This window comes from Tessaracoccus caeni (assembly GCF_029211185.1).
Taxonomy (GTDB): Bacteria; Actinomycetota; Actinomycetes; order Propionibacteriales; family Propionibacteriaceae; genus Arachnia; species Arachnia caeni.
The window spans coordinates 152748-166356 of record NZ_JARGDO010000002.1 but is presented as its reverse complement, the minus strand read 5'-3'; the positions used below and the strand labels follow the sequence as shown (position 1 = coordinate 166356).

The following is a 13609-nucleotide window of genomic DNA, read 5'->3' as shown; positions in this document are numbered from 1 at the left end:
CTGCCCAGGAGCCGGGCTGCATGTTACTCTCACACCGAGCGCGGCCAGGAGAGCGTCGCCTGCCGGCACAACTCTCCGTGGCTCCGCGCACTCAGGGCTCGCTACTTCCCCAGGTGCCCTGAATCCTGCGAGTAGGAGGAAAGATGACGTCCACCCCCAGCGGAGCGTCGCCGGCGCAACAGATCGTTGACGCCGTAGGCGGCCCCGGAAACATCAGCAGTCTCACCCACTGCGCGACGCGATTGAGGTTCGAACTCAACGACGCGTCCGTCGTCGACCAGAGCGTGGTCGACGCGATCCCTGGCGTGATGGGATCGGTGCCGCAGAGCGGCGACCGCTTCCAGATCATCATCGGCGGTGCCGTGCAGGGCATGTTCACCGACATCCAGAACCTTCCGTCGATGTCCGGTGGCGGCGCCGGCGGCGGTGGCGGCCAGAGCGACGCCGACGTCAAGGCTGCGGCGCGCGCCAAGGCCCGTGGCAAGAACGCCTGGCTCGACGCCTTCTTCGAGTACCTGTCCAACAGCTTCCGGCCCCTCCTTGGCGTGCTGCTGGGCGCGTCGCTGGTGATCGCCTTCATGGCCGTCCTCGACGCCCTGGGCTACATCGACTTCCGCGAGATCAACGAGCCGCTGTCGGCAGGCTGGATCTTCATCAACACCATCTGGCGTTCGGTGTTCTTCTTCCTGCCGCTCGCGGTGGCCTACAACGCTTCGAAGGCCCTCAACATCGATCCCTGGGTGGGATTCAGCGTCATGGCGGCGCTCATGACGCCGGAATTCGTCAGGCTGTCCAACCCCGAGTCGGTGAGCAGCACCGTCTGTGTGCCCAACGTGATCGAGGGCGCGGCGCCGGCCTGTACCGCCACCGTCTTCGGCATCCCGATGCCGTTGAACGACTACTCCGGCGCGGTGTTCGTGCCGCTGCTCATGGTCGCTGTGCTGGCCATCGTCTACAAGCTCGCGCAGCGCATCATCCCCGAGAACGTGCACCTGGTCTTCGTGCCGTTCATCTCGATGGTGGTCATGGTTCCGGTCTCCGCCTTCCTGATCGGCCCGCTGGGCATCTGGATCGGCACCACGCTGGGTCAGGGCTTGTCGTGGCTGAACACCACCGCGCCCTTCATCTTCGCCCTCTTCATCCCCATGCTGTACCCGTTCCTGGTGCCGCTCGGTCTGCACTGGCCGCTCAACGCCATCATGCTGGCCAACATCTCCACCGTCGGCTGGGACTTCATCCAGGGCCCCATGGGCGCATGGAACTTCGCCTGCTTCGGCGCCACCGCGGCCGTCCTGGTGATCTCGATGCGAGAGCGCGACAAGGAAATGCGGCAAACGGCGACGGGTGCGTTGGCAGCCGGCTTGCTGGGCGGCATCTCCGAACCATCCCTCTACGGCATCCACCTGCGCTTCAAGCGGATCTACCCGCGCATGCTGGTGGGCTGCTTCACCGGTGGTCTGATCATCGCCGTCGGCTCCTGGCTGCTGAAGACCGACGGTGTCCTGGCCAACACCTTCGCCTTCACCTCGCTGCTCACCATCCCGATCTTCACGCCGGTGTTCCTGTACGTCATCGCGATCGCCGGGGCGTTCTTCGTGGCGTTCTTCGTCATCCTGTTCAGCGACTACCGCACCGCCGATGAGAAGGCCGCCTTCCGGGCCCAGCGCGATGCCGCCGAGGCTGCCGCTTCCGGTCGGCCGTCCGCTCCGGTTGCCGCTGCTGCTCCGGTGGCAGCCGCCACCGCGACCGCCGCTGCTCCGGCAGCTGCCGCCGTCGCCGTCCTCGATGCCGACCCCACCACGGCGATCGTGTCGCCCATGAACGGCGAGGTCATCTCCCTGGACGACTGCGGCGACGCCGTGTTCGCGTCTCGGGCCCTCGGCCAGGGTGTCGCGGTGAAGCCGACCGATGGAAAGGTCGTCTCGCCGCTGGCGGGCACCCTCACCATGGTGGCGGGTACCGGTCACGCCTTCGGTATCAAGAGCGACGACGGGGTCGAGGTGCTGGTGCACGTCGGCATCGACACCGTGAAGCTCGACGGCAGGGGCTTCACCGTGCACGTCGCCAAGGGCGATCGCGTCGCGGCCGGAGATCCGCTGGTCGACGCCGATCTCGGCATCATCAACGAGGCCGGCTACCCCACCACGACGATCGTCGTGGTGACCAACACCAAGAAGCTCGCCGCCGTGGAGCCGAAGACGGGCCAGAGCGCCTCGATCGGCGACGAGATCGTCGGGATCACCAAGTAGTCCAGTAATAGTCAAGTATCCAAAATCGGGGGTGGCCGGTCACAGGCTTGCCACCCCCGCTAGGCTCACCCTCAGAACCTGACAACAATCGAGGCCAAAGCAGGCCTCAACGTTGAAAGCCCACCGGGGCAACATACCGAAAGGAACACATATGTCCACTCGCACCGCCACCATCGGCTCCTCCGTCGGCCTGCATGCCCGTCCCGCTTCGATCTTCGCCGCTGCTGCCGGCGAGACCGGCCTCGACATCACCATCGCACTGGGCGACGGCGAGGCCGTGGACGCCGCGAGCATCCTCGAGGTCATGACCCTGGGCGCCAAGAACGGCGACGTGGTCACCCTGTCCGCCGAGGGCGAGGGTGCCGACGAGGCTCTCGCGAAGCTCGTCGAGCTGCTCGAGACCGACCTCGACGCCTGATCCGCGTCGATCCGGAGTACTCGATTCATGACTGACAACACCCGCAAGATCCTGCACGGGATCGGCGTCTCGGCCGGCACCGCGTCCGGTCCCGTCGCGGTGGTGCGCTCGGCTCCCGGTGTCGACACCGACGAGCCCGCCACCACTGACGCGGCGGCCGCCGGCGAGCGTGTCGCCGAGGCCACCAAAGCCGTCGTCGCCAACCTCACCGCTCGCGCCGACACCGCGTCGGAGAAAGCCGCGCCTATCCTCAAGGCGACGGCCCAGCTGGCCGGCGACCGTGGCCTGGCCAAGGCGATCAACAAGGAGCTCGCCAAGGGCACCGGTGTCACCAAGGCCGTCCATGAGGCGGTCGGCCAGTACGCCGAGATGATGAAGTCGCTGGGCGGCTACATGGCCGAGCGTGCCACCGACCTGTACGACGTGCGCGATCGCCTGATCTGCGAGCTGCGCGGCGTGCCGGCCCCCGGCGTGCCCGAGTTCAGCGTCCCGACGGTGCTGATCGCTCTCGACCTCGCACCGGACGAGACCGCCACCCTGTCGCCCGACACCTGCCTCGGCATTCTCACCGAGGCCGGCGGCCCGACGAGCCACACCGCGATCCTCGCGGCCCAGCTCGGCATCCCGGCCGCGGTCAAGGTGTCCGGCATCCTCGACTCGGTCGAGGAGGGCACGGTCGTCGCCCTCGACGGCGGCGTCGGCGAGGTCATCGTCCACCCCACCGACGAGGACGTGGAGCAGCTGGCGGAGCGTTCGCGTCGCCGCGCTGCCGCACTGGCCGGTTCTTCCGGCGAGGGCGCCACGCGCGATGGTGTGAAGATCAAGCTGCTCGCCAACATCGGCACTCCCGATGACGCGATCAAGGCAGCCGCCTTCGACCTCGAGGGTTCGGGCCTGTTCCGCACCGAGTTCCTGTTCTTGGAGCGCGACGACGCCCCCAGCCTCGAGGAGCAGACCGAGACCTACACCACCGTGCTGAAGGCCTTCGGCGATCGGCGCGTCGTGGTGCGCACCATGGACGCCGGCGCCGACAAGCCGCTCGCCTTCGCCGATCTCGGCGAAGAGGAGAACCCGGCCCTCGGTATCCGTGGTCTTCGTCTCAACATGGTGCGCGAGGATCTGATCGACACCCAGCTCCAGGCGCTCTCCGCGGCCTACCAGGCCACCGGCGGCACCTCGGATCTTCGTGTGATGGCTCCGATGGTCGCCACCATGGACGAGGCCAACTGGTTCATCGACAAGGCACGGGCCGCCGGCCTGCCGACGGTGGGCATCATGGTGGAGGTGCCGGCCGCCGCGCTGCGCTCCGAGCACCTGCTGTCCGTCGCCGACTTCGCCTCGATCGGCACCAACGACCTGTCGCAGTACACCATGGCGGCCGACCGCATGCAGGGCGAGCTCGCCCCGCTGCTGAGCCCGTGGCAGCCCGCGCTGCTGCAGCTGGTCCGCGAGACCTGCAAGGGCGGCGTCGCGACCGGGAAGCCGGTCGGTGTCTGTGGCGAGGCCGGTGGCGATCCGCTGCTCGCTCTCGTCCTCGTCGGCCTCGGCGTCACGTCGCTGTCGATGGCCCCGACGAAGGTCAACGCCGTGCGTGCCGCCCTGCGGATGCACGACTTCGGCACCTGCCAGCAGATGGCCGCCTACGCTGTCGCCGCACCCACCGCGGCGGACGCGAAGGCTGCGGTCCTGCAGATCGTCGACCCGCTGTTGCTCGACCTGCTCTGAGTAGCACCTGACAAAGAGGGAGGGCCCGGACTCGTCCGGGCCCTCCCTCTTTCGCGCTCGTCGAGGTGCGAGGCCGCTCGCGGCCGAGCCTCGAGGAGAGCGTGACGGAGCCAGGGGACTTGTGGTCGGGAACCATGGCTGCGGTCGTCGTGGTGCGGATGGGGTCCGCTGTGCCACACACCTCAAAGAGCGGGGAGTTCCGGTTCCTTGGCGGCCGGGACGACGAACAGGGCGACGACAGAGATGGCGCCTACGGCCAGCAAGGCGTTCAGCACGCCGATGTGGTCGCCGAGGAAGCCGAGCAGCGGCGGGCCGCCGAGGAAGGCGCCGTAGCCGATGGTGGAGACGACGCTGATCCGCAGGGGCGCGCGGGCGGGGTCGTCGGCGGCGGCGGACATGCCGACGGGGAAGCCGAGGCTGGCTCCGACGCCCCAGATGGCGGCGCCGATGAAGGCCAGCCAGGTGTTTCCGTACACCACCATGAGGCAGCCAATCAGGGACAGCCCGAACATGATGCGCAGCACGATGACCCGGCCGTAGTTGTCCAGCAGCTGGGTGCCGAGGATGCGACCGAGCGTCATGAAGGCGAGGAAGACGGCCAGTCCGACGACGCCCATGGCGTTGTCGACGCCGTGTCCGTCGACGAAGGCGACCGCCATCCAGTCGTTCGCGGTGCCCTCCGCGAAGGCGGCGGCCAGCACCATGAGACCGATCAGGAGCGTGCGGGGCTCCAACCACGCCGAGCCTTGGCCCCGCGAACCCGCGCCTTCGTCGTGGGCTCCGTCGACGGGTTCTCCCGACTGGGAGAGGAAGGTGCTGGTGCCCCAGATGGTCACCGCCACGACGATGACGGCCACTACGGCGATGTGCGTGATGATCGGCACCCGCAGTGCGACGATGCCGGCGCCGATCAGCGCTCCGAGCACGGTGCCGCCGCTGAATGCCGCGTGGAACCACGGCATGATCGCCCGCCCGACGCCGCGCTCGACGATGGTGCCCTCGACGTTCTGCGCCACGTCCCAAGAGCCGTTGCCGAGCCCGACGAGGAACAGCCCTGGGATGGCCAGGTACAACGACGTGCTGAAGGTCACGGCTGCCGCAGCCCAGAGCACGCCAGGGACGAAGAACGCCATGCCCAGCCGGACAGTGTTCTTCGCGCCGATCTTGTTGCAGATCCGCCCGGCGAGCGGAAGGCTGGTGAGGGCGCCCACGGAGATGGACAGCAGCAGCAAGCTCAGCTGTCCGGGAGTGACGTTCAGCGCATCCTTCACGTCGGGGATGCGCGACATCCACGTCGCGAACGCGAACCCGTTGATCGCGAACGCCGCGAACAGTCCATTGCGCGCTTTGATGGCACGCTCTTGCCCGATGGTCTCACTCACGCCGCCCACTCCACTTCTTTTCGAGCCCGAACAATCCTAGGGGTAGTTGACGCTCTTCGAGGTGCGAGGCCGCCTGCGGCCGAGCCTCGAGGAGAGCGGGACGTCGCCTAGCAACCCAGCCATCAGTCCCCAGACACGGTAGCGCTCACTGCCTGGGGACTCGCTCCGGGTGCGGAGGAACGAGGTCCGAGCGCCTCGGCGTGCGCCTCAGTACGTCAGGGAGCGTGATGGGTGAGGATGGTGTCGGCGGCGGCGACATAGTTGGTGGCCAAGGTGACGGCGGCAAGGCGGAGGGCGTCGCGGCGGGGGAGGAACTGGGCATGATGCAGGCCGACTCCGCCTTCTGCTCCCGTGCCGATGAAGCTCATCAGCGACGGCATCACGGTGCTGTACTCGGAGAAGTCGTCGGAGCCGCAGGAGCGGAACGGCGTGGTGGCGACGGGCACGCCCATCCCGACGAGCAGTGCGTCGGAGCGCGATGAGATCGACGCGTCGTTGACCAGGGCAGGCCCGCCACGGACGAACTGGGTGGTAGCCGCCGCCCCACGGGCCAGCGCGGTGCCCTCGGCGAAGCGGGCGATGGCGTCGTGCAGGGCGGTGCGGTCGGACTCGTGATAGGTGCGGATCGAGCCGCGGCACATGGCGTTGTCGGCGATCACGTTGGCGGCGGTGCCGGCGCGGAACATGCCGACCGACACCACCGTCGGATGGATCGGGTTGATCGTGCGGGCTGAGATGTCCCCGAGCCCGGAGACGATGGCCGCCAGCACCTGGATGGGGTCGACGGCGGCGTGCGGGTAGGCGCCGTGCCCGCCGCGTCCGGTGACGGTGATCTCGAAGGAGTCGAAGGCCGCGTTCACAGGCCCTGAGCCATTGGAGACAACGCCCCGCTTCACCTGGGGCTGCACGTGGATGCCCACCATGGCGCGGACGTCCAAGTCGTCCAGCACACCGGAGGCGACGACGTCGGTGGCGCCCGGGGGATTGGATTCCTCGCGCGGCTGGAGCACTGGCACCATCGCGACGGGCAGGTCCAGGCCACGTGCGGCCGACAGCACCGCCCACAGGGCCGCCATGTGCACGTCGTGTCCGCAGGCGTGCATGATGCCGCGCCGCTGGGACGCCCACTCGACGCCGGTGGCCTCGTGGATCGGCAGTGCATCGAGTTCGGCGCGCAGGCCCACGGCGGGACCATCGGGGCCGGTGCGAGCGTAGGCGCCGGTCTCCACCATCGGGATCCAATCGAGCCAGTCGGCCGCCTGGATCATGGCGTCGCGGGTGTCGCCCTCGTCGCCGCTCAGGTGCGGGTCGGCATGGAGCATCCGCCGCAACGACGACGTCTCCGACAACTGCGCATCGATCCGGGACACGAGAGTGTTCAACAGGTCCGCATTCACGCGCCCAACCTACTCTGGTGGATGGGTGGACGGGACTAACGGGACCAGTCGATGGCCGAGTAGGGCAGGCCGAAGGCTTCGGCGACGGGCTGGGAGGTCAGCTGGCCGGCGCGGGTACTGATGCCTCTCGCCAAGGCGGGATCGATGCGGGCGGCGTCGCGCCACCCGTGATCCGCCAGTGCGAGCACATAGCGGAGGGTGGCGTTGGTGAGCGCCGCCGTCGACGTCTTCGGCACCGCGCCCGGGATGTTGGAGACGCAGTAGAACGTCGAGCCGTGCACCGGGAAGGTGGGGTCTGCGTGCGTCGTCGGGTGGCTGCTCTCGAAGCATCCTCCCTGGTCGATGGAGACGTCGACGAGCACGGAGCCCGGCACCATGTTCTGCACCATCTCGTCGGTCACCAGCTTCGGCGCCCGCGCGCCGGGGATCAGGACGGTGCCGATCACCAGGTCGGCTCCCAGCACCTGCTCACGCACCGTCATGGTCGACGATGCCAGAGTGCGCACCAGGCCGCCGTGGCGGGCCTCGACCAGGCGCAACTTGGCGATGTCGGTGTCGAGCAGGGTGACGTCGGCACCCATCCCAGCGGCGACGCGTGCCGCGTCCTGGCCAGCGACTCCGCCGCCCAGGATCACCACCTTGGCGTTCGGCACGCCCGCGATACCGCCCAATAGGAGGCCGGGGCCGCCGGCGGGTTTCATCATCGACTGGGCGCCCACCTGGGGAGCGAGCGCCCCCGCGATCTCCGACATCGGAGCGAGCAGCGGCAGCGACCCGTCCGCCAGTTGCACCGTCTCGTAGGCGATCGACGTCGTGCCCGAGCCCAGCAGGGCGTCGACGAGCGGCCGGTTGGCGGCCAAATGAAGGTAGGTGAAGAGCACCAGATCCTGGCGCAGGTGGCGGTACTCCCCGGCGACGGGCTCCTTCACCTTCACCACCAGGTCGGCGTCGGCCCAGACACGGTCGGAGTCGCCGATGATGGAGGCGCCGGCGTCGCGGTAGTTCTGGTCGGAGATCCCTGCGCCGACGCCTGCTCCCGTCTCGACGCTTACCAGGTGGCCGCGTTTGGCTAACTCCAGCACGCCAGCCGGGGTCAGCCCCACCCGGAACTCGTTGTTCTTTACCTCGCGTGGCACCCCGATGCGCATGAACTCTCCTCGACGTCGATGGATCAGTTCACTCTAGCCTCGAGGACCCCATCCGGAACACGACGGTCGTAACCACCTAACCGACCACAAGCCCCCAGAAACGGTCACGCTCTCCTCGAGGCTCGGCCGCGGGCGGCCTCGCACCTCGAAGAGCGTAGAGAGCGTGGTGCTCAGGCCTCGACGACGGTGTAGTTGCCGGCCTCGGAGACGGCGGCGATCACGGCGTCGAAGGGGATGCGCTCGTCCGACTCGATGACCATCGGGCCCTCGACGGAGACGGAGACGTTCTTCACGCCGTCGATGGCCGAGACCTCTTCGGTCACGTGGTTGGCGCAGTGTCCGCAGGTCATGCCGCTGACGGTGTAGGTGGTCTGCATGAGTGTTTTCCTTATCTCTGTGTGATTACTTGACGAGACGCCGGATGGCCTGGATGGCCTCGTCGATCTTCTCCTCGGCCTCGGCGCCACCCTGGGCGGCGGCGTTGGCCACGCAGTGCGCGAGGTGGTCTTCGAGCAGCCCGAGGGAGACGGCCTTCAAAGCGCTGGTGACCGCGGAGATCTGCGTCAGCACGTCGATGCAGTACTTGTCCTCGTCGACCATGCGGGCGATGCCGCGGGTCTGGCCCTCGATCAGCTTCAGGCGGCGCAGATAGGCCTCCTTGTTCGGCGAGTAGCCGTGGTCGGACGTGTCGTGGCAGTCGGTGTCCGTCGCGGCGGCCGCGATCGTGGTGTCTGTCATGTCGCCCCCTTTCCAGCGCTTCCGCGTCAACTATACCCCCTGGGGGTAGTGGCGACACGCAAGGGGCCGAGGGCGAAGATAACGATTGACCCACAGCATGGGGCTGTGTTCCGGACGGTCTTCCACAGCTCGGCCCGGCGGCGACCCCGTGTTTTCTGCACACTCATGCACAGGTCGTCCACAGCGCTGTCCCCAGGCAAGGGGCGAGTTGTGCACCGAGGGTGAGGTGAGCGTCGTCCGGCGTTGTCGGTAGCGTGTCCTAGGCTCCTGAGGAAGAGTCATGCGGGGCTGGTCGAGCGCCCGTCGGTATCGAGATTCGGAGGTGAGTCAGATGTCACTGAGCGCAGTCCCCGACGCGCCGCCGGAGCTGGATCGCACTCCGCCGCAGGATCTGGCGGCGGAGCAGAGTGTGCTCGGCGCCATGATGATGAGCAAGGACGCCATCTCCGACGTGGTGGAGAACCTGCGCGGCGTCGATTTCTACCGTCCCGCGCACGAGACCATCTTCGACGCTATCCTCAATCTCTACGGCCGTGGCGAGCCCGCAGATCCCATCACGGTCGCCGGCGAGCTGGGCAAGCTGGGAGAGCTGGCCAAGGTGGGCGGCGCCGTCTACCTGCACGATCTGCTGGCCAGCGTCTCCATCGCCGCCAATGCTTCCTATTACGCGGAGCTGGTACGCGAGAAGGCCATCCTGCGCCGCCTGGTCAACGCCTCCATCCGCATCGCCCAGCTCGGCTACCAGGGCCAGGGTGAGGTGGAGCAGATCGTCGACGAGGCCCAGCAGACCCTCTTCGAGGTGACGGAGAAGCGCGCGTCCGAGGACTATCGCTCGCTGGCAGATCTGATGCAGCCCACTTTCGACGAGATCGAGGCCATCGAGGCCTCGGGCGACGCGCTGGCTGGCGTGCCCACGGGCTTCCAGCGGCTGGACAAGATGACCAACGGCCTGCATCCCGGCCAGATGATCATCGTCGCGGCGCGCCCCGGTATCGGCAAGTCCACCTTCGCGCTCGACGTGTGCCGCGCGGCCGCCATCAAGCACAACCTGCCCACGGCGTTCTTCTCTTTGGAGATGAGCCGCACGGAGATCGTGATGAAGGTGCTCTCCGCCGAGTCGTCGGTGTCGCTCGGACGCATCCGCGGCGGAAAGATGGACGAGGCCGACTGGCAGCGCATCACCGACAAGTCGGGCCAGATCGGCGAGGCGCCGTTCTTCATCGACGATTCGCCCAACCTCACCATGATGGAGATCCGGGCCAAGGCGCGCCGGCTGCGACAGAAGCACGACTTGCAGCTGCTCGTCCTCGACTATCTCCAGTTGATGACCTCGGGCAAGAAGGTGGAGTCGCGCCAGGTGGAGGTCTCGGAGTTCTCGCGTCAGATCAAGCTGCTCGCCAAGGAACTCGAGATCCCCGTCATCGCGCTGTCCCAGCTCAGCCGTAACGCCGAGCAGCGCAAGGACGGCGTGCCTCAGCTGGCCGACCTCCGCGAGTCGGGCTCGCTGGAGCAGGACGCCGACATCGTGATCATGCTGCACCGTCCCGAGGCCTTCAATCCCAATCCCACCGACGAGGAGCGGGGCGTGGCGGCCTTCCATGTGCTGAAGCACCGCAACGGCGAGACCGGCAAGGTGGATGCCCTCTTCCAGGGTCATTACAGCCGTTTCACCGATCCCTTTACCCCGTGACGGAGCGCCGTCGATTCAAACTGAAGATTCTTCAGGAATCGTTTGGGATTGGTTAAGGAATGGCTTAGAGTAGTCGCGTCACGTCCTCGACGCTTGGAGCTTCACCCCTATGAGCAAAGTCTGGATCCCGGTTGTCGCCGGAGTCGCCGCCCTCGGAATCGTCGGAACGGTCGGAATCGTCCAGGTGCTGCGCACCCATGATGTCGAACTCACCGTCGACGGTGCCGCGCAGGTGCTGACGGTGCGCGATCGGACCGTGGGCTCGCTCCTCGAGAACCAGGGCATCGAACTCGGCGAGTACGACGTCGTCCTGCCCGGCGTCGACACCAAGATCGTCGAGGGCCTGGAAGTGGACGTGGCCTACGGTCGCCCGCTGGAGCTCACCGTCGACGGCGAGAGCCGCACGGTGTGGACCACGGCCCGCAGCGTCGGCGACGCCCTGCGTCAGCTCGACCTCGACGAGGCCGATTCCAAGCTGTCCGCCACCCGAGCCACCGGCATCACCCGTCGTGGCCTCGACCTCGAAATCATGACGGCCAAGGACGTGACGCTGAAGGCCGCCGGTGAGTCGTCGAAGGTGACCGTCGCCGGCACCGTCGCCGACCTGCTGTCCTACGCCGAGATCGATCCCGACAGCAACGACATCGTGAAGCCCGACGTGGACACCGTGCTGAAGGACGGCATGAAGGTCACCTTCGTCGACGTGACGGTGAAGGAATCCAAGAAGAAGGTCTCGGTTCCCTTCAAGAAGAAGACGGTCAAGTCCAGCAAGATGGACAAGGGCACTTCGAAGGTCACCACCAAGGGTGTCAAGGGCTCCAAGACCGAGACCTACACCGACGTGTACCACGACGGCAAGCTGAAGTCCTCGAAGCTGAAGAGCTCCAAGGTCACCAAGAAGCCGAAGACCCAGGTCACCACCGTCGGCACCCGCAAGGTGGAGAAGAAGTCCAGCAACCTGACGCCCGCCAGTGGCTCCAGCTGCAAGGCCTCTTACTACTGGCAGGGCCAGATGACCGCCAATGGCGAGCGGTTCAACCCCGACGACCTGACCGCCGCGCACAAGACCTTCAAGTTCGGCACCAAGGTGAAGGTGACCAACCCCAAGAACGACAAGACGGTGGTCGTGCGCATCAATGACCGCGGCCCGTACATCTCCGGCCGCTGCCTCGACCTGTCGCGCGCCGCGATGAAGGCGATCGGCGGCACCAGCGCCGGCGTGATCACCGTCAACTACGAGGTGGTCTAGCCACCCTCGGGCATCACGCCCACCACAAGCCCCCGGCTCGTCATCTCCCCCCAGATGACGGGCCGGGTTTGTTTTTCCGGGATGGATTCAGGGGTGCAGGCGCGCCAGGTCGCGGTAGATGCCGAGCATCTCGTCGGCCTGGGACTGAATGGTCCACTGCGAGGCCAGCTCGACGGAGCGACGCGTGGCGGCGGTGCGCCAGGCGGGGTCGTCCATCCGGTCGATGACACGAAGGATGCCGGCCGCCAGCGACGCCGGGGTGGGGCGGGTGATCTCGCCGTTGACGGGAGGATCGATCACCAGGGTGAGCTCGTGATCGACGCTCACGATCGGCAGGCCCGCCAGCGCGGCCTCATGCAGCACCAGCGCCTGGGTGTCGGTCTGGCTGGCGAAGGCGAAGATGTCGGCCATGCCGTAGAACGCGCCCAGGTCGTCGCGCTTCTGCTCGCCGGGCAGGATGAACAGCCCTTGGTCGCGGCCGTTCTGCAGCACCTTGCGGATGCCGGGGTTGTTGTCCCAGTCGCCGACCACCATCAGGCGCGCGTCGGGACGCTGATTGGCGACGAGGTGGAAGGCCTCGGCCAGCAGCGTGATGCCCTTCTCCGGCGCGATGCGTCCCGCGTACAACACGAGCGGGCCGTCGGGGCGCGGGAAGGGCGGTGGGCCGGGAGGCAGCGCGTCGACGCCGTTGGGCACGACGCGCACGTCGATGCCGGGTGCGATCTGCCGGCAATGGGCGGCGGTCTTCGGGGACGGTGTGGTGACCAGTTGCGAGAGTTCCAGCATCTTCGCGCACATGCCGATCATGGAGGCGCCGAAGCCACGGTCCTCGAACTTGATCTGGGCGGCGCGCATCTCGGCCTCGTCGACGAAGGCGCCGTTGCTGAGCTTCACGAAGGCCTTGAGCACCAGGTCCAGCAGCGGGAGCCATTGCTTGTAGTAGTCGGCGTAGGCGTCGAAGTCGGTGTGCCAGGTGAGCAGCAGCGGGATCCCGAGGCGCTGCGCGGCGACCGTGCCGAGCGCGCCCACCGTGCCGAAGCCGTGCACGTGGATCACGGTGGGCTTGAGCGCAGCGACACGTTCGATGGTGCGCTCGAAGTGACGACCGGTGGCCACCCGGGTGGGCAGCCGGGGCACCCACATCGATGGGAGCCGGAACTCGGTGCGGCCGGGCCGGCCCTTGTGGGGATTCGGGCCCTTGGCGGCCGGAGCGACGACGATCACCTCGTGTCCTGCGTCCAGCAGATTGCCCTCCAGCGCCTGAACGGCCACCGTCAGCCCATTGCTGCCCGGACCGTAGTTGTCGGTGAACTGGGCGACGCGCAGCATCTCTGGGGACGGATCGATCACGTCGCCACTCTATCGAAGAGAATCCTCACGCTCTTTGAGGTGTGAGGCCGTTCGCGGCCGAGCCTCGACAATCGGGACGAGCGCGAAGCACCACTGACGCTCTTTGAGGTGTGAGGCCGTTCGCGGCCGAGCCTCGACAATCAGGACGAGCGCGAAGCACCACTGACGCTCTTTGAGGTGCGAGGCCGTTCGCGGCCGAGCCTCGAAAAGAGCCCGCCGGCAGCCGACGATCAGTCCCAGCCGAAAGTCGCGCTGGCTCTCCT

General features: G+C 67.4%; 11 protein-coding genes. 5 read left to right on the top strand and 6 right to left on the bottom strand.

Going from position 1 to position 13609, the window contains the following annotated elements; translation table 11 throughout:
* The first annotated feature begins 143 nt into the window (after window positions 1-143).
* The 3 genes from P0D62_RS02915 (at window position 144) to ptsP (ending at window position 4392) form a co-directional block, all read left to right on the top strand.
* A complete protein-coding gene (locus tag P0D62_RS02915) occupies window positions 144-2249 on the top strand; it encodes a glucose PTS transporter subunit IIA (RefSeq protein WP_275701118.1) in 2106 nt (701 codons plus the stop codon).
* Between the two features lie 151 nt (window positions 2250-2400).
* A complete protein-coding gene (locus tag P0D62_RS02910) occupies window positions 2401-2667 on the top strand; it encodes an HPr family phosphocarrier protein (RefSeq protein WP_275701117.1) in 267 nt (88 codons plus the stop codon).
* Window positions 2668-2694: 27 nt separating this feature from the next.
* Window positions 2695-4392 (top strand): phosphoenolpyruvate--protein phosphotransferase, encoded by a 1698-nt coding sequence (gene ptsP / locus P0D62_RS02905; protein ID WP_275701116.1) that lies wholly within the window; start codon window positions 2695-2697, stop codon window positions 4390-4392.
* 182 nt (window positions 4393-4574) lie between these two features.
* Here the strand turns inward: ptsP and P0D62_RS02900 are convergent, their stop codons facing one another.
* From P0D62_RS02900 to P0D62_RS02880, 5 genes are all read right to left on the bottom strand, one after another.
* Window positions 4575-5774 (bottom strand): MFS transporter, encoded by a 1200-nt coding sequence (locus P0D62_RS02900; protein ID WP_275701115.1) that lies wholly within the window; start codon window positions 5772-5774, stop codon window positions 4575-4577.
* Window positions 5775-5989: 215 nt separating this feature from the next.
* Window positions 5990-7171, bottom strand: a complete 1182-nt coding sequence (locus P0D62_RS02895) for a M20 metallopeptidase family protein (protein ID WP_275701114.1) — start codon at window positions 7169-7171, stop codon at window positions 5990-5992.
* Between the two features lie 35 nt (window positions 7172-7206).
* The gene (ald, locus tag P0D62_RS02890; RefSeq protein WP_275701113.1) at window positions 7207-8319 is read right to left on the bottom strand and encodes an alanine dehydrogenase; all 1113 of its coding nucleotides are present in this window, start codon (window positions 8317-8319) and stop codon (window positions 7207-7209) included.
* 170 nt (window positions 8320-8489) lie between these two features.
* Window positions 8490-8696 carry a heavy-metal-associated domain-containing protein gene (locus tag P0D62_RS02885; RefSeq protein WP_406708212.1) on the bottom strand — a complete coding sequence of 69 codons (207 nt, stop codon included), beginning with the start codon at window positions 8694-8696 and terminating at the stop codon, window positions 8490-8492.
* A gap of 25 nt (window positions 8697-8721) precedes the next feature.
* Window positions 8722-9057: a metal-sensitive transcriptional regulator gene (locus P0D62_RS02880; RefSeq protein WP_275701112.1), complete on the bottom strand. Its 336-nt coding sequence runs from the start codon at window positions 9055-9057 to the stop codon at window positions 8722-8724.
* Window positions 9058-9394: 337 nt separating this feature from the next.
* On the opposite strand from P0D62_RS02880, the gene dnaB reads away from it, so the two are divergent.
* Together dnaB and P0D62_RS02870 are read left to right on the top strand one after the other, a co-directional pair.
* A complete protein-coding gene (gene dnaB / locus P0D62_RS02875) occupies window positions 9395-10747 on the top strand; it encodes a replicative DNA helicase (RefSeq protein ID WP_275701233.1) in 1353 nt (450 codons plus the stop codon).
* Window positions 10748-10856: 109 nt separating this feature from the next.
* Window positions 10857-11996 (top strand): septal ring lytic transglycosylase RlpA family protein, encoded by a 1140-nt coding sequence (locus P0D62_RS02870; RefSeq protein WP_275701111.1) that lies wholly within the window; start codon window positions 10857-10859, stop codon window positions 11994-11996.
* A gap of 87 nt (window positions 11997-12083) precedes the next feature.
* Here P0D62_RS02870 and P0D62_RS02865 read toward each other — a convergent pair whose 3' ends face one another.
* Window positions 12084-13346, bottom strand: a complete 1263-nt coding sequence (locus tag P0D62_RS02865; protein WP_275701110.1) for a glycosyltransferase — start codon at window positions 13344-13346, stop codon at window positions 12084-12086.
* Window positions 13347-13609: the final 263 nt, after the last annotated feature.